Genomic DNA, 15,148 nt, shown 5'->3' on the forward strand with positions numbered 1-15,148 from the left:
TGCCGCAATGGCCCAGTCGACCTCAAAATCACGCGCTTCGATAAAATTGTAGCAATCCGCTTGAACCTGCCTCAACCCGCCGATGCTATTGTCGTCTTCAACCAGAAAGGAGGATGACCATGCAGATCCGGGAGTTCAAGAATTTCAACGACGTTCTGATGATCCAGAATCCGAAGCGCAGCTTCAAGATGCATAAGATAGACCGTCCGGGCACCATCATCCCCGTCGCGCCGCATCTGCAGATCAAGAAGAAATACAATACCTTGATCGAGAGCATCTCCTGCGGCGGCGCGCTTTTGAATTTCAGTCCCTATATCGACCTGCCGCGCAATTTCTTCCTGGTGATCATGGGCTCGTCAGAGGAGATCGGCTCGACGATGGTGCGCCGTGAAAAAGATCGCATGATGATCAAATTCAACATGTTCCTCGACGCGGGCTATCTGCAGACGATCGTCGGCGGCGTGTCGATCGAGGAACTCGAGGCCATCTGAGCCAACTGCAAAGCGACGATATGCCCGGGCCGCCTCGCGCGGCCCTTCTTCGTTGAAACGGGTGGATTTCGTCCAAAACTCCCGAATTCGCACAGCCCTGTCGCTTAAATCTGGATTCGTTAAAATTCTAAGACCGCCCTTGAGGCGGATTAAATGTTTGGGGTGGATTGTCGGGTCATGGAAACAAGGAGTGTGTCCATGGCTGTAGGCGCAGAAGCGACGATCAGCACTGTTCATGTAGAGCAGGGCCTGGAAGCAAAGAAATTCGAACGATTCATCGTCAATAGACCCGGCGTGGTCTATTCCGTCCTCCCCGGGCTGGCGGGCCTTTCCCCGCGATCCTGTCAGGTGGTGGACATCTCTCGCGGCGGCGCCTGCTTGCAGATGTTTACGACCATCGGCCTTCCCGATCACTATTATCTTTCCTTCTCGGGTCTGGCGATCCGCATCGGCTGCGCCGAGGTCCATCGGCTCGACGGCCGCGTCGGCGTGCGGTTCATCAAGCCGCTGCCCGAGGGCCTGTTGTCGAAAATCGTGCGCGGCGATTTCATCGCCGGCGACAATCTTCCCGGACGCGTTCGTTTTCAATAGGGTGATCCCGATCATGAATCAGGGCTCACACGCATATGTCGACCTTCGAATATTTCACGCCGCTCGTCCGCGATCTTCCGGCCACCATCCCTTTCGTGGGGCCGGAAGCCATCGAACGGAACCGCAATCTCCTCGTCGCGGCGCGGATCGGCGCCAATGAAAACGGCTTCGGCCCATCGCCGCGGGTGAAAGCGGCGATGGCGGCGGCGATCGACGAGAGCTGGAAATATTCCGATCCCGAGAATTTCGCGTTGCGCGAGGCGCTGGCGAACCATCTCGGCCTCGATCGCCATGAGGTCAATGTCGGCGAAGGCATCGATGGTCTGCTCGGAGAGATCGTGCGGATGACGATCGAAAAAGGCATGCCGGTGGTCACCTCGCTCGGCGGCTATCCGACGTTCAACTATCATGTGAACGGTTATGGCGGGCGGTTGGTGACCGTCCCCTACAAAGACGACAAGGAAGATCTCGACGGTCTTCTCGATGCAGTGAAGCGCGAAAAAGCGCCGCTCGTCTATTTCGCCAATCCCGACAATCCCATGGGCAGTTGGCACGACGCCGGGGCGGTTCTCGCTTTCGCCCGCGCCATTCCCGACGAGACCTTGCTGATCCTGGACGAGGCCTATGGGGAGACCGCCCCGCAAGGCACACTGCCCGCCAATGAAGCGCTGCTCGACCGGCCGAACGTGATCCGCACCCGCACCTTCTCCAAGGCCTATGGGCTGGCCGGCGCGCGCATCGGCTATGTCATCGCCGCCCGCGGCACGGCCCAGGCCTTCGACAAGATCCGCAATCACTTCGGCATGAACCGTGTCGGCGTCGCTGGCGCGATCGCAGCGCTCGCGGATCAGGATTATCTCGCCGACACATTGGCGAAGATCGCCGCCGCCCGGGACCGCATCGGCATGATCGCCCGCGCCAATGGTCTTGCTCCCCTACCCTCCGCGACGAATTTCGTGGCGATCGATTGCCATCGCGACGGGACTTATGCGCGCGCCATCGTCGATGGCTTGATGGAGGAAGGCGTGTTCATCCGGATGCCGGGCGTGGCCCCGCTCAACCGCTGCATCCGCGTCAGCGTCGGGCCGGAGAGCGATCTCGATCTGTTCGAGAAGGCGCTTCCCAAGGTTCTGGCGAAAATCGGCTGAACGCTGGCCAAAGAAAAGCCGCGGGCGCTGGGTGAGCGGTCGCGGCTTCAATATTCTGCTGCGTAAACCGCAGTCTTGGTCTTCACGTCTTTTGTGATGAGCGGCATGCGAATGACGATCAGTGCATCGTCATCCATTCGCGGGCGGCGCGCAGTGCGCGGGCCAATTCCATCTTGGTCATCGACGGGGTCAGTTCGGCGCGCAGCATGGCGGCGCGTTCGGAGCCTTTGATCGCGGCGATGTTGAGCCATTTGTGCGCAGCGACCAGATCGATGTCGCAGCCCTGGCCCGTGGCGTACATCAGGCCCATGTCGCAGAAGATGTCGGCCTGGCTTTCGCCGCCCATAGCCGAATTCGAGATGTTCATGTCGTAACGCGCCATTGTCGTTGTCCCTGTTTAAGACGTTGTTTTCTTTTCACCCTGTTTTGCCTTGCATGAAGGCCGGACTGCGCTTGCCTATTCTTTTCGATCGCTCGGCGCTTTCCGTTTTTCGGCGGCGTTTACTGCCGTCCTTGTTATGGCTCTACTATGCCGAAGGGCTTTGAAAATTCGCCTAAAATGCATCCTTAATTTGCAGCAAACGAAATCCGAACAGCTGGTAAACTTATGTTTTTCTTAAGTATCCAACCGCCTGCGCTTCTCGGCGAATACGGAAAACTTTACGAAAATTTCAGCCTGCGGTTTTAATCGGCTCGTAACCATGGAAATCGATCGCGCGTTTTTGCAAGACGCGACTGCTGTTCAGTTTCCTGTTTTCTTCCAGGCAAATCGACGCTACCAATTCCGTGACGAGGCCTCTGGGACGGCCTTGCAGACTGGGAGGCATGGATGCGCAGATTTTTGACGGCACTTCTGATCATGGCGTCCGCGGGCGCGGCAATTGCGGCGGAACCGATCGAGGGCAACTGGAAAACCAAGAGCGGCGAAACCGCCGCGATCGCCAAATGCGGCGGCGCTTATTGTGTGACGCTGAAATCAGGAAAGTTTTCGGGCAAACGTATCGGCACGATGTCCGGAGCCGGCGCCGACTACAAAGGCGAGATCACAGATCCCGAGAACGACAAGACATATTCCGGCTACGCGACCGTGTCGGGCGCTTCCATGAAACTCAAGGGCTGTGTGATGGGCGTGCTCTGCAAATCGCAGACCTGGACCAAGCTCTGATCGAGTTCCTCATGCGAGGAGGCGGGCCCCAGAGGGAGCCGCCTCTTTTGTCGTTATCGAGCGCGTTGGCCGAAGAGGACTTTCTGCGCTTCCTTGTCTTCGGCGAGATTGGCCTGGCGTTCCCGCTCTTCCTTGCCCACGGCAATGCCTCTCAATAGCGCGGGGCGCTGATGCAGGCGCTCGAACCAGGCTTTGAGATGCGGGAAGTCGTCGAGATCCTGACCTTGGTTCTTGTACGGGATCACCCAGCCGATGCAGGCCATGTCGGCGATCGAATAGTCGCCGGCGAGGTAATCGCGATCGGCGAGCCGCTTGTTCATCACGCCATACAGACGGTTGACCTCGTTGGTGTAGCGGTCGATGCCATATTGGATCTTTTCCGGCGCATAATTGCGGAAATGATGCGCCTGCCCGGCCATGGGACCGAGCCCGCCCATTTGCCAGAACAACCATTGGTCGACCTCGACGCGGGCGCGTTCATCGACAGGATAGAACTTGCCGAACTTGCGGCCGAGATATTGCAAGATGGCCCCGGATTCGAACACCGAGATCGGCGCGCCGTCGGGGCCTTCGGATCGACGATCGCCGGCATCCGGTTGTTCGGCGCGATCGCCAGGAAGGACGGCTCGAACTGCTCGCCCTTCGAAATATTGATGTATTTGATCTGGTAAGGGGCTTCGAGCTCCTCCAGCATGATGGTGATTTTCCAGCCGTTGGGGGTGGGCCAGTAATAGAGATCGATCGGTGCGGACATGGGCGTCTCCTTCCTCTGTCTGACGTTAGTTAGTGAGCCGGTTAATGGCCGGCAACCACTCTGAACCGAAAATGAACATGAAGGTCAGCGCGGGTTCAGTCACATCTGGTTAGAGTTTTCTCCATCGAAGACGGGAATGGGATGAAGCCTGAGATGAATGCGATCATGATACGCCGCTTTGCGATCATCTGCCTCGGCGCCGCGCTTTTTGCGATTGGTTTGCAGGTCGCGGTGGAAAATCATTCTCGCGCTCCGCATTTCGCCCAGTTCAATGTCGAAAGCTGCTCGAACCCGATGAACGCCAGCTGCGGAATTCGCTGAATCATCCCGCGCAATTGCCCTCATGCCGCGGCGCAGCGTGAAAAATTCGCGGGAATGACCGATCCGGGACTGTTCAACTGTCATAAACCGCCTTCTATTATGGCCTATGGCCAAGCGAATCCTTTCTTCCTCCATCCTGAACGTCATCTCTCCGGAGCCCTTTGAGCAGGCTTCCTTCACCACGGCCGATGAAGCCGTCGACGCGATTGCGTCGCTGTACGAACGCAACACGTCGTTTCTTCGAGCCGCCTTCGAAAAGATCATTCAGGGCGGCGCCGCCGAAGGCAGATACCGCGCCTTCTACCCCGAGATAAGACTGGGAACGGTTCGCTACGATCATGTCGACTCGCGACTGCCCTATGGTTTCCTGAGCGAGCCCGGCGAATATTCCACCACCATCACCCGCCCTCTCCTGTTCAAGCACTACCTCAAGACGCAGATCGGGCAGCTTTTGAAGAATCATGGGCTGCCGGTGATCGTCGCGGAATCGTCGACGCCCATTCCGCTGCATTTCGCCTTCGGCGAAGGCGCCCATATCGAAGCGTCGGTCGGCAGCACCATCGAGGCGCCGTTGCGCGACCTGTTCGACACGCCCGATCTTTCGACCACCGACGACGAAATCGCCAATGGCGAATATGAGCCGCCGCCTGGCACGCCGAAGCCGCTCGCGCCTTTCACCGCCCAGCGCATCGATTACTCGCTGGCGCGGCTCAGCCATTACACGGCGACCAAGGCGGAGCATTTCCAGAATTTCGTGCTGTTCACCAATTACCAGTTCTACATCGACGAATTCTGCGCCTGGGCGCGCCGGCAGATGGCCGAAGGCGGCAACGGCTACACAGCCTTCGTCGAACCCGGCAATCTTGTCACCTATCCCGGCGAGGACGCGCCGAGCGAAGGCTCGCCCGCCCAGCGGCTGCCGCAGATGCCGACCTATCACATCAAGCGCAAGGGCCATGCCGGCATCACCATGGTCAATATCGGCGTCGGGCCCTCCAACGCCAAGACGATTACTGACCATATCGCCGTTCTCCGTCCGCATGCCTGGCTGATGCTCGGCCATTGCGCTGGACTGCGCAATTCGCAACGCCTCGGCGACTACGTGCTGGCGCATGCCTATATGCGCGAAGATCATGTGCTGGACGACGACCTGCCGGTCTGGGTGCCGATCCCGGCATTGGCGGAAATCCAGCAGGCGCTGCAGGATGCGGTGGCCGAGGTCACCGGCTATGACGGCTACGAGCTCAAGCGCATCATGCGCACCGGCACGGTGGCGACGATCGACAACCGCAACTGGGAGCTCCGCGACCAATCCGGACCCGTAAAACGCCTGTCGCAAGCCCGCGCCATCGCGCTCGACATGGAATCCGCCACCATCGCCGCCAACGGCTTCCGCTTCCGCGTTCCGTACGGAACATTGCTCTGCGTATCGGATAAACCGCTGCATGGAGAATTGAAACTGCCGGGCATGGCGACCGCCTTCTACAAGAGCCAGGTCAGCCAGCATCTCAAGATCGGGCTTCTGGCGCTCGAGAAACTGTCGGCCATGTCGCCCGAAAAGCTGCATTCACGCAAATTGCGAAGCTTCTTCGAAACGGCCTTCCAATGAGAGAGCAGGAAGACGACCGGCTGTACAGCGATCCGCGGCTCGTCGACTTCTACGATCTCGAAAACGGTTGGGGACAGGATACGCGCTACTGCGCGGAACTGGCCCGCACCGCCGGCTCCGTGCTCGATTTCGGCTGCGGCACCGGCTTGTTTCTCGCCGGCATCGCCGACGGCAGGCCCATGGTCGGCGTCGATCCCGCGTCAGCCATGCTGGAAGTGGCGCGGCATCGGACGAATGGCGAGCAGGTGCGCTGGGTCGAAGGCGACATTCGCAGCATCCGGCTGGGCGAGCGCTTCGATCTCGTGACCATGACCGGACATGCCTTTCAATGCTTGCTGACCGATGCCGACGTAAAGGCGGCGCTCGCCACCATCGCGGCGCATCTCACGCCATCGGGGCAATTCATTTTCGACAGCCGCAACCCCGCCCGCCGCGAATGGGAGGGCTGGACGCCAGAGGCCTCACGTCGGACCGTGGCCCATCCTGATTACGGCAAAGTCGAAAGCTGGAACGACGTCGCCGTCGATGAAGAGACCGGGGTCGTCTGCTATGAGACCGCCTATCGTCTGGCATCGGGCGAGACACTCTCGTCCCGCTCGTCGATCCGTTTCATCGATCAGGCGCATCTCGCCGGCCTGATCGCCCGCGCCGGACTCGTGATCGACGTCTGGCTGGGCGACTGGATAGGCGCGCCGTTCGAGCCCGGCTGCAAGGAAATCATACCGTTGGGTCGATTGGCTTGAGGCTGGCGTCCGCCGGGGCGATCACCTTCAATTCTCCTGGATGAAGACGAATTTCGACATCGCGCGGCAGTTTCATCAACTCCCCGTCGAGTACGAAATTGGCGGCTCGATAGAGTTTGGGGAAATGCAGGTCGACAGACTGCGCTTTCATTTCGGTAATGGCGGGATTGGCCTTCAGCCGTCCGCGCAGCACATCGACCGCCAGTCCCACAGCGCCGGCCGGATCGAGCGGATCGGCGATATAGAAACCGAGATGACCGGTCTTGACGTCCTCTGCAACCAACAGTCCATTCTCGCCGAAGGGGTTGTTGGACACCGAAATCGCCGAAACCATTCGGTTTTCACGATGGCCGTCGGCGTCGAACTCGATCTCGAAACGCGGCGGGTTGAGCACCGCGCCGACCGCCGCGCGGACATTGGCGGCAATCTTGCCGGCGCGCGAGCCATAGCTCATCTGGTTGCGATAGCGCACCATGCGCGCATGCATGCCGGCCGAGAATTGATGCACGAAAGCGCGGCCGTTGACGCTGCCGATATCGGCGTCGTCGACGACGCCGTCGGCGAGAACCGGCAGGACCTGCCAGATGTCGAGCGGCAAGCGCAGCGTACGGGCGAACAGGTTCATCGTGCCTGCCGGAATGACGCCGAGCGGCTTGCCCGCTTTCCAGGCGATGCCCGCGGCCGACGAGATCGTGCCGTCGCCGCCGCCGGCGATGATCGCATCGACATCGTCACGGCCGGCCGCCTTCTCCAGCGCGGCGCCGATATCCGACCCTTCGACCACCACCGTTTCAAGAACATGGCTGCGCTCGGCGAAGATCTCCGCCATTTTCGCTTCATAGGCCTTCATATCCGTGGTCCGGAACGTTCCGCCGTCGCGGTTGAGAATGGCTTTGATCTTCACGCGTCATCTCCCGTGTGGTCAGCAGGATATAGGCTTGTTTTCCGCGTTTTTAGGAGCGGCCGGCTCAGTAACGCGCAGAACCGACTTTTGATCATTCTCATTTTCATTTGCGCCGCAAAATCGCCTTTACCGCAATGCAAAATCTCTATTATATTACTATAACTCATCATCGGACGGCCTGAATCGTCTGCGCCGCTTCCATTCTCGACATCCGGGTCCCCAAACCCCTTCAGACGGATCTTTACCGTGAGCGACGCTGTTTGCACCGATACGATAGCAATACCCGAAGAGGCGCGTGCGCTGACGCGCTTCCAGATCGCCTTGGTGATCCTGGCGCTCGCCTGCGGCGGCTTCGGCATCGGCACCGGCGAATTCGCCATCATGGGCCTGCTTCCGGATGTCGCCAGAACCTTCGCAGTTACGACGCCGGAAGCGGGTTACGTGATCAGCGCCTATGCGCTCGGCGTGGTGATCGGCGCGCCGCTGATCGCGATTCTCGGCGCCAAGTCCTCGCGCCGCTCCCTGCTCCTGGTGCTGATGAGCGTCTTCGCCGCCGGTAATCTCGCCAGCGCGGTCGCGCCTGATTTCTGGAGCTTCACCGCGCTGCGATTCCTATCGGGCCTTCCGCATGGCGCCTATTTCGGCGTCTCCGCCCTGGTCGCGGCGTCGCTGGTGCCGGTTTACATGCGCGCGCGCGCCGTGGGCTACGTGATGCTCGGATTGACGGTGGCGACGCTGGCCGGCACGCCGGTGATGGCGCTGTTCGGCCAGTATCTCTCCTGGCGGGTGCTGTTCTTCGCTGTCGGCGGCATCGGCGCGCTGACCGTCACCCTCATCTGGCTCTATCTGCCGCGCGACCGGCCGGCGGCAGGCGCGAGCGTGTCCCGGGAGCTCATCGCCTTCACGCATCCGCAGGTGCTCCTGACCCTGACGCTGGCCGCGACCGGCTTCGGCGGCATGTTTTCGATCTTCAGCTACATCGCTGGCACTGCGACGGAGGTGGCGCTGATGCCCGTCTCGATGATCCCCGTGATCATGGTTCTGTTCGGCATCGGCATGAATGTCGGCAATGTCGTCGGTTCGAAATTGGCCGACATGTCGCTGATGGGCACGATCGGCGGCATGCTAGTGTTCAATGTGGTGGTGATGACCGTGTTCGGCCTGACCGCCGCCAATCCCTATCTGCTCTGCCTGTCGGTGTTTCTGATCGGCTGCACCTTCGCCGCCGGGCCGGCTGTGCAGACACGGCTGATGGACGTCGCCGCCGACGGCCAGACGCTGGCCGCAGCGTCGATGCATTCGGCCTTCAATGTCGCCAATGCGCTGGGCGCCTGGCTCGGCGGCCTGGTGATCGCTTATGGCTATGGCTATGCCGCCACCGGTTATGTCGGCGCGATTCTGTCCTTCTTCGGCCTGTTCGTGTTCGGCGCGTCCTGGCTTCTCGAAAAACGGGCGGCGCGCTGAAGCTCTCGATCATTCTTCCGGCAATTTCAGCGGTCCGTTCGCCTTCACCGTGCGGATCGCGAAATTGATCGGATATCGGTGACCTCCGGCAGCGTCAGCAGTTGCTCGGTGAGCAGCCGCTCATAGGCGGCCAGATCCTCCACCACCACTTCCGCCAGAAAATCCGCCTCTCCCGAGATCATGTGGCAAGCCACCACCTCAGGCAGCGCCAGAAGCGCATCCTGCAGATTGCCGGCATTTTCCCGACTATGGCGGATCACCTTGAAGAACACGAACACCGTCAATTCCAGGCCCACGGCGCGGCGGTCGACATCGGCCCTGTAGCCGCGGATCACGCCGCTCCCTTCCAACGCCCGTATCCGTCTGAGACACGGCGATGGCGACAGATTGACCCGCGCTGCGATGTCGACATTGGTCATCCGTGCATCCTCCTGCAGCGCGTCGAGGATCCCGAGATCAAATTCATCCAGTTTAGGCATATTCCACCAATTATCTCCCAGCAGACGCAATATCCTGCGCCATGGCCTTAATTTCAAGTCACAAGTCGCAAGGACATGCGCGACCGCGCTGGTTTAGTGTCCGAGCATTGACGGTCGGGGCTAGGAGCGAGCGGATGGCGATGGCGGCGGATACGGCGAAAACGAGTGAAATCTCGCCCTTTACGGGCCGCCTCGCAGCGCTGGCGGTGGTGGCCATCTGGGCGGCGTGGCTGGTGTCGACGCGACATGGAACCGTCTCGTCGCTCAAGGCCGTCGATCTCAGCTTGCTACGCTACGGCATTCCGGCGTTGATCCTCGCGCCGGTCTGGCTCAGGACAGGTCTCTGGCCGAAGGCCACGCCGAAATGGCCGCTCGTGCTGATGATCCTGGGCTCCGGCGCGCCCTTCTTCCAGATCGTGGCCGTGGGCATGCGGGCGACGCCTGCCTCTGCCGCCGGCGTCCTGCTGCCGGGCGTGATGCCATTGGCGACAGCGCTGATCGGAGTGGCGATCTATCGCGAACGCCCCGACCTGATGCGCTGGTTCGGCATGGGCGCCATCGCGCTCGGCGGGCTGGTGATGCTGACGTTCGGCGTCGGCGAAGTCGAACTCGGCTGGAGAAGCTATCTGATCCTGCCGTTCTGCGCGACGCTCTGGGCAATCTTCACCCATGCTTTCCGGCGCTCCGGCCTGACGCCGCTCGAAGGCGGCGCGCTCGTCTGCGTCTGGTCGACGCTGATCACGCTGGCGCTGATCCCGTTTCTCGGCGTTCACCTGTTTTCAGCCCCGCTCGGCGAAATCGGATTGCAGGTGTTGACGCAGGGCGTCTTGTCTGGCCTCTGCGCCACCCTTCTCTATGGCTACGCGATCCGGGCCTTGGGCGGCACGCTTGCCGCCGCCTTTACCGCGGCGACGCCAGCGGCCGCGGCTGTCGGCGGCGGCTTGTTGCTGGGCGAGCGGATCGGCGCGGCGACGATCGCCGCAGCCGTCATCACCGGTCTCGGCGTGGTGCTCTCGACCGGGCTTCTGTCTCGACGTCAGGCCTGAATGACCACGACCTTGTCGCCGGTGGAGACACGGCTGTAGAGATCGATGACGTCGTGGTTCAGCATGCGGATGCAGCCCGACGACATGGCGTAGCCGATCGATTGCGGCTGGTTGGTGCCGTGAATGCGGAAGTGAATGTCGTTGCCGCCGCGATAGAGATACATGGCGCGGGCGCCGAGCGGATTGTTCGGGCCGCCCTTCATGCCGCCGGCCAGCGGGCCGTATTTCGCCGGTTCGCGGCGGATCATGTTTGCGGTCGGCGTCCAGGTCGGCCATTCGGCCTTGCGGCCGACATAAGCGTTGCCGCGCAGCTCCAACCCTTCGCGGCCGACGCTGACGGCGTAACGGATCGCCCTGCCATTGCCGAGCACATAGTAGAGACGACGGGCGGGCGTATCGACCACGACGGTGCCGGCGGGCTGGCTGGTGGCGTAATCGACCTCCGTGCGACGCAGTTCCGGCTTGATCTTGTCCAGCGACATGGCGGGCAGCGGATAAGGCTCCGTCGTCTGCGCGCCGTAATTGGCCTTGTCGTTGGAATGATTGGTCTGGCATCCCGCCAGAAACGCCGATGCGCCGAGAAGGAACGCCCGCCGAGAAACCGCCATCGAATTGAGTCCTTAATGCCCCGTTGATGCCGCAGACATTAGGAAGATTATGGTTAATGGAGCGTAAAGCAGCGTCGCAAAAGTTAACGATCGTCAGGATTTTGCTGCGAAACGGGGCGGTCCGTTGCATGATACAATTCGGCGTCGGCCGCCAGCCGTTGACTGCTCCTGCGGTCGTCGGACGGTTCGGATCCCATCAGGAAAGCCGACATGCCGACGCTCAGGAAGAGAAGCGTCGAGAGCAATACCCGCAACGCGTTGACGCGCTCGTCGCCACCACCGCAGGCGGCATAGAAGTCATCCTCACCCTTCCAATTCGCCGCCATCGTCAGGTTCGCCCAGAAGGCCATACGCGGATCCATGTCTTCGCCCTCGCATTTTTTCGATGACGCTGGTCGAATGCGAGAGGCGAGTTTCGACAGCCTGGCCGCACGACGTCGCAAAAATAGTTTCTCTTTCCCGCCTTTTGCTGTCGAAATGTCCTCGCGCCATTCGACCAGTCCGCCATCAACCAACCGAGGAACCGAACGATGAAATATCTGCTGCAAGTCTGGCTGCCTGACGGCGTCTTCGATCACATGCCGCAAGACGAGAAGGACAAGCTCGACCGGGACTCGCTTGCCCACGACGTCATGCTCAAGGAACAAGGACATTTCATCGCCGCAGAGCCCCTGCTCGGGCCTGAGACAGCCGTTTCGATCCGACACGGAAATGGCGAGATTTCCATCACCGACGGTCCGTTCTGCGAGACCCGCGAGCATCTCGGCGGCTTCCTCGTCGTCGAGGCCCGCGATCTCAACGAGGCGATCCGATTGGCGAGCGCCGTGCCGGTCGGACGATATGGCGGCATGGAGGTGCGTCCGATCTTCGATCTCGAAGCGCTGGTGGCTGCGCAAACCCGGGCAGCCGGTTGACGATGGACGACGGCATCGACGCCATCTTTCGTCAGCATTCGCGAAAAGCGCTGGCAAGCCTGATCCGGTTGCTGGGCAGTTTCGACCTGGCGGAAGAAGCACTGCAGGACGCCTTCCTGCAGGCGGCGAGGCAGTGGCCTGAGAAGGGGCCGCCCGACAATCCCCTCGCCTGGCTGGTGTCGACGGGACGGTTTCAGGTGATCGACAGACTGCGTCGTCACAAACGGTTTGGCGAGTTGACGGCTGACGTGACGGACACACTCTACGGAAGCGGAGCAGTCGAGATGCAGGATGAGCCGGAATCGCTCGCCGACGACGAGTTGCGCCTGATCTTCATCTGCTGCCATCCCGCTCTTCAGCCCGATGCGCAACTCGCGCTGGCGCTGCGCGAAGTCTGCGGGCTGAAGACCGAAGAGATCGCACGCGCCTTCCTCGTCTCCGCCCCGACCATCGCCCAGCGCATCGTTCGGGCCAAGAAGCGCATCCGCGATCTGGCTCTGCCCTATGACGTGCCGGACGCCGCCGCGCTGCCGGCGCGGCTGTCGGTCGTCCTGCACGTCGTCTACCTCCTGTTCAACGAAGGCTATGCGGCGTCGAGCGGCGCGGACTTGATGCGACAGGATCTCGCCGAGGAGGCCATCCGGCTGAACAGGCTGCTGATCGGCCTTCTGCCGGAGCCCGAGGTTCTCGGGCTTGGGGCGTTGATGCTGTTCCAGCACGCCCGCGCGCCGGCGAGGCGCGGGCGCCGATGGCGACCTCATCCTGCTGGCGGACCAGGATCGACGCCTCTGGAGACAGGATCTCATCGCCGAAGCAACCGCGCTTCTCGAACGCGCCTGGGCGAGCGGCGAAGTCGGGGCCTATACGCTGCAGGCGGCCATCGCGGGCGTGCATTCCACGGCGACGTCCAGCGAAGAGACGGACTGGCGTCGCATCGTCGGGCTTTACGATCTGACGCTGCAGGCCGCGCCCTCGCCGATCGCGGCGCTCAACCGCGCCGTGGCCGTCGCCATGGTCGATGGTCCGGCTGCCGGCCTGGCGCTGGTCGATCGCTTACTGGAGACAGGAGAGCTCGGCGCCTATCATCTGGCGCATGCCGCCCGCGCCGATTTCCTCCGCCAGCTCGGCGACATCGCTTCAGCTCGGCAAGCATATCGGCAGGCCTTGTCGCTCGCGCGGCTGGATGCGGAGCGCGATTTTCTCGCACGCCGCATCCGTGAACTCGGCTAACCGAGCCTCATCACATATTCGGATAGACAGGCCCTTCGCCGCCCTGCGGCGGAACCCAGGTGATGTTCTGGTTGGGGTCCTTGATGTCGCAGGTCTTGCAGTGCACGCAGTTTTGCGCGTTGATCACGAAGACCTTGTCGCCGTCCTTCTCCACCCATTCATAGACGCCGGCCGGACAGTAGCGCGAGGACGGGCCGGCAAAAACGTCGAGTTCGGACGACTTCTGCAGCGCCGGATCCTTAAGACGCAGATGGATCGGCTGGTCTTCCTCGTGATTGGTGTTGGACAGGAACACCGAGGACAGGCGGTCGAAGGTCAGCACGCCGTCGGGCTTGGGATAGTCGATCTTCTTGTGCTGGGCGGCAGGCTCCAGCGAGGCGGCGTCGGTCTTGCCGTGCTTCAGCGTGAAGGGCGACGTACCGAAGATCTGGTTGATCCACATATCCAGGCCGCCGATCGCCACGCCGATCGCCGTGCCGAATTTCGACCAGAGCGGCTTGACGTTGCGGACGCGCTTCAGATCCTTGCCGATGTCGCCGGCGCGCCATTCGTTTTCGATCTCGATGACTTCGTCATTGGCGCGGCCAGCAGCGATCGCAGCTGAAATCTTTTCTGCGGCGAGCATGCCGGAGAGCACCGCATTGTGGCTGCCCTTGATGCGCGGCACGTTGACGAAGCCGGCCGAACAGCCGATCAGCGCCCCGCCCGGGAAGGTCAGCTTCGGCACGGACTGGTACCCGCCTTCGGTGATGGCGCGAGCGCCGTAGGAGATGCGCTTTGCGCCCTCAAACACGCCGCAGATCGCCGGATGCGTCTTGAACCGCTGCATCTCCTCGAACGGGAAGAGGTAGGGATTCTTATAGTTCAGATGCACGACGAAGCCGACGGCGACCTGATTGTCTTCGAGATGATAGAGGAACGATCCGCCGCCGGTCTTCATGTCGAGCGGCCAGCCGAAGGAATGCTGCACGAGGCCCCGTCTGTGGTTTTCCGGCTTGACCTGCCAGAGTTCCTTGATGCCGATGCCGAACTTTTGGGGCTCGCGATCCTTCGAGAGGTCGTATTTGGCGATCAGCTGCTTGGCGAGCGAGCCGCGCACGCCCTCGCCGATCAGCGTATATTTGCCGAGAAGCTCCATGCCGCGGGCATAGTTTCCTGTCGGCTCTCCGTCGCGGCCGATGCCCATGTCGCCGGAGGCGACGCCGCGCACCGCGCCGTTCTCATCATAAAGCACTTCGGTGGCGGCGAAGCCCGGATAGATCTCGACGCCGAGTTCTTCCGCCTTGGTCGCTAGCCAGCGACAGACATTGCCGAGCGAGACGATGTAATTGCCATGATTGTTCATCAAAGGCGGCATGAAGATATTCGGCAAGCGGATGGAGCCCGCCGGCCCCAGAAACAGGAAATGGTCATCGGTGACTGGGGTCTTGAACGGATGATCCGCCTCGTCGCGCCAACCTGGCAGCAGCCGGTCGACGCCGATGGGATCGACCACCGCGCCCGACAAGATATGCGCACCGACTTCCGCGCCTTTTTCCAGCACCACCACCGACAGCTCGGGATTGACCTGCTTCAGCCTGATGGCGGCGGCAAGACCCGCGGGACCTGCGCCCACGATCACCACGTCGAATTCCATGCTCTCGCGTTCGGGCAATTCCATGTCGCTCATCTCAAAAACTCC

The 15,148-nt window shown here is 61.5% G+C and carries 15 protein-coding genes and 3 pseudogenes; 10 read left to right on the top strand and 8 right to left on the bottom strand.

Annotation, left to right across the window (positions count from 1 at the left end; all coding sequences use genetic code 11):
* Nucleotides 1–119 precede the first annotated feature (119 nt).
* The 3 genes from H2O14_RS05205 to H2O14_RS05215 all read left to right on the top strand — a co-directional run bounded on the left by H2O14_RS05205 (nucleotide 120) and on the right by H2O14_RS05215 (nucleotide 2,230).
* Nucleotides 120–491 carry a hypothetical protein gene (locus H2O14_RS05205; protein WP_182826795.1) on the top strand — a complete coding sequence of 124 codons (372 nt, stop codon included), beginning with the start codon at nucleotides 120–122 and terminating at the stop codon, nucleotides 489–491.
* A gap of 198 nt (nucleotides 492–689) precedes the next feature.
* Nucleotides 690–1,082, top strand: coding sequence for a PilZ domain-containing protein (locus H2O14_RS05210; RefSeq protein WP_182826796.1), 393 nt, complete (start codon nucleotides 690–692; stop codon nucleotides 1,080–1,082).
* A gap of 35 nt (nucleotides 1,083–1,117) precedes the next feature.
* Nucleotides 1,118–2,230, top strand: coding sequence for a pyridoxal phosphate-dependent aminotransferase (locus H2O14_RS05215; protein ID WP_182826797.1), 1,113 nt, complete (start codon nucleotides 1,118–1,120; stop codon nucleotides 2,228–2,230).
* 118 nt (nucleotides 2,231–2,348) lie between these two features.
* Here H2O14_RS05215 and H2O14_RS05220 read toward each other — a convergent pair whose 3' ends face one another.
* On the bottom strand, nucleotides 2,349–2,612 hold the full coding sequence (locus H2O14_RS05220) for a sel1 repeat family protein (protein ID WP_137154091.1): 264 nt from the start codon (nucleotides 2,610–2,612) through the stop codon (nucleotides 2,349–2,351).
* 447 nt (nucleotides 2,613–3,059) lie between these two features.
* Here H2O14_RS05220 and H2O14_RS05225 point away from each other — a divergent pair, with 447 nt between their 5' ends.
* Nucleotides 3,060–3,395, top strand: a complete 336-nt coding sequence (locus H2O14_RS05225) for a DUF2147 domain-containing protein (RefSeq protein WP_182826798.1) — start codon at nucleotides 3,060–3,062, stop codon at nucleotides 3,393–3,395.
* Between the two features lie 53 nt (nucleotides 3,396–3,448).
* Here H2O14_RS05225 and H2O14_RS05230 read toward each other — a convergent pair.
* Together H2O14_RS05230 and H2O14_RS05235 are read right to left on the bottom strand one after the other, a co-directional pair.
* Nucleotides 3,449–4,149 (bottom strand): annotated as a pseudogene (locus H2O14_RS05230) (glutathione S-transferase N-terminal domain-containing protein).
* A gap of 99 nt (nucleotides 4,150–4,248) precedes the next feature.
* Nucleotides 4,249–4,554: a hypothetical protein gene (locus H2O14_RS05235; RefSeq protein ID WP_182826799.1), complete on the bottom strand. Its 306-nt coding sequence runs from the start codon at nucleotides 4,552–4,554 to the stop codon at nucleotides 4,249–4,251.
* A 22-nt stretch (nucleotides 4,555–4,576) separates the two neighbouring features.
* Here H2O14_RS05235 and H2O14_RS05240 point away from each other — a divergent pair, with 22 nt between their 5' ends.
* Together H2O14_RS05240 and H2O14_RS05245 are read left to right on the top strand one after the other, a co-directional pair.
* Nucleotides 4,577–6,079, top strand: coding sequence for an AMP nucleosidase (locus tag H2O14_RS05240; RefSeq protein WP_182826800.1), 1,503 nt, complete (start codon nucleotides 4,577–4,579; stop codon nucleotides 6,077–6,079).
* Nucleotides 6,076–6,822: a class I SAM-dependent methyltransferase gene (locus H2O14_RS05245; protein WP_182826801.1), complete on the top strand. Its 747-nt coding sequence runs from the start codon at nucleotides 6,076–6,078 to the stop codon at nucleotides 6,820–6,822. The genes H2O14_RS05240 and H2O14_RS05245 overlap by 4 nt, the downstream gene beginning before the upstream one ends.
* On the opposite strand, the gene H2O14_RS05250 is transcribed toward H2O14_RS05245, so the two are convergent.
* Nucleotides 6,797–7,726 carry a diacylglycerol/lipid kinase family protein gene (locus H2O14_RS05250; RefSeq protein ID WP_182826802.1) on the bottom strand — a complete coding sequence of 310 codons (930 nt, stop codon included), beginning with the start codon at nucleotides 7,724–7,726 and terminating at the stop codon, nucleotides 6,797–6,799. The two genes, H2O14_RS05245 and H2O14_RS05250, sit on opposite strands and share 26 nt — an antisense overlap.
* Before the next feature lie 273 nt (nucleotides 7,727–7,999).
* Between H2O14_RS05250 and H2O14_RS05255 the strand changes: the two genes are divergently transcribed.
* Nucleotides 8,000–9,190 (top strand): MFS transporter, encoded by a 1,191-nt coding sequence (locus H2O14_RS05255; protein ID WP_312858656.1) that lies wholly within the window; start codon nucleotides 8,000–8,002, stop codon nucleotides 9,188–9,190.
* A 9-nt stretch (nucleotides 9,191–9,199) separates the two neighbouring features.
* Here the strand turns inward: H2O14_RS05255 and H2O14_RS05260 are convergent.
* Nucleotides 9,200–9,669 (bottom strand): annotated as a pseudogene (locus H2O14_RS05260) (Lrp/AsnC family transcriptional regulator).
* Nucleotides 9,670–9,809: 140 nt separating this feature from the next.
* Between H2O14_RS05260 and H2O14_RS05265 the strand changes: the two are divergent.
* Nucleotides 9,810–10,715 (top strand): DMT family transporter, encoded by a 906-nt coding sequence (locus H2O14_RS05265; protein ID WP_182829271.1) that lies wholly within the window; start codon nucleotides 9,810–9,812, stop codon nucleotides 10,713–10,715.
* On the opposite strand, the gene H2O14_RS05270 is transcribed toward H2O14_RS05265, so the two are convergent.
* Entirely contained in the window at nucleotides 10,706–11,323 is a 618-nt protein-coding gene (locus H2O14_RS05270) for a L,D-transpeptidase (RefSeq protein WP_182826803.1), read from the bottom strand. The genes H2O14_RS05265 and H2O14_RS05270 overlap by 10 nt on opposite strands.
* An 83-nt stretch (nucleotides 11,324–11,406) precedes the next feature.
* A complete protein-coding gene (locus tag H2O14_RS05275; RefSeq protein WP_182826804.1) occupies nucleotides 11,407–11,871 on the bottom strand; it encodes a hypothetical protein in 465 nt (154 codons plus the stop codon).
* Between H2O14_RS05275 and H2O14_RS05280 the strand changes: the two genes are divergently transcribed.
* Nucleotides 11,854–12,237, top strand: a complete 384-nt coding sequence (locus tag H2O14_RS05280) for a YciI family protein (protein ID WP_182826805.1) — start codon at nucleotides 11,854–11,856, stop codon at nucleotides 12,235–12,237. The two genes, H2O14_RS05275 and H2O14_RS05280, sit on opposite strands and share 18 nt — an antisense overlap.
* Before the next feature lie 2 nt (nucleotides 12,238–12,239).
* Nucleotides 12,240–13,467 (top strand): annotated as a pseudogene (locus tag H2O14_RS05285) (RNA polymerase sigma factor).
* Between the two features lie 10 nt (nucleotides 13,468–13,477).
* On the opposite strand, the gene H2O14_RS05290 reads toward H2O14_RS05285, so the two are convergent.
* Entirely contained in the window at nucleotides 13,478–15,136 is a 1,659-nt protein-coding gene (locus H2O14_RS05290) for an electron transfer flavoprotein-ubiquinone oxidoreductase (protein ID WP_182826806.1), read from the bottom strand.
* Nucleotides 15,137–15,148 lie beyond the last annotated feature (12 nt).

Origin of the sequence: Rhizobium sp. G21, from assembly GCF_014158035.1 — a bacterium.
GTDB lineage: Bacteria > Pseudomonadota > Alphaproteobacteria > Rhizobiales > Rhizobiaceae > Rhizobium_E.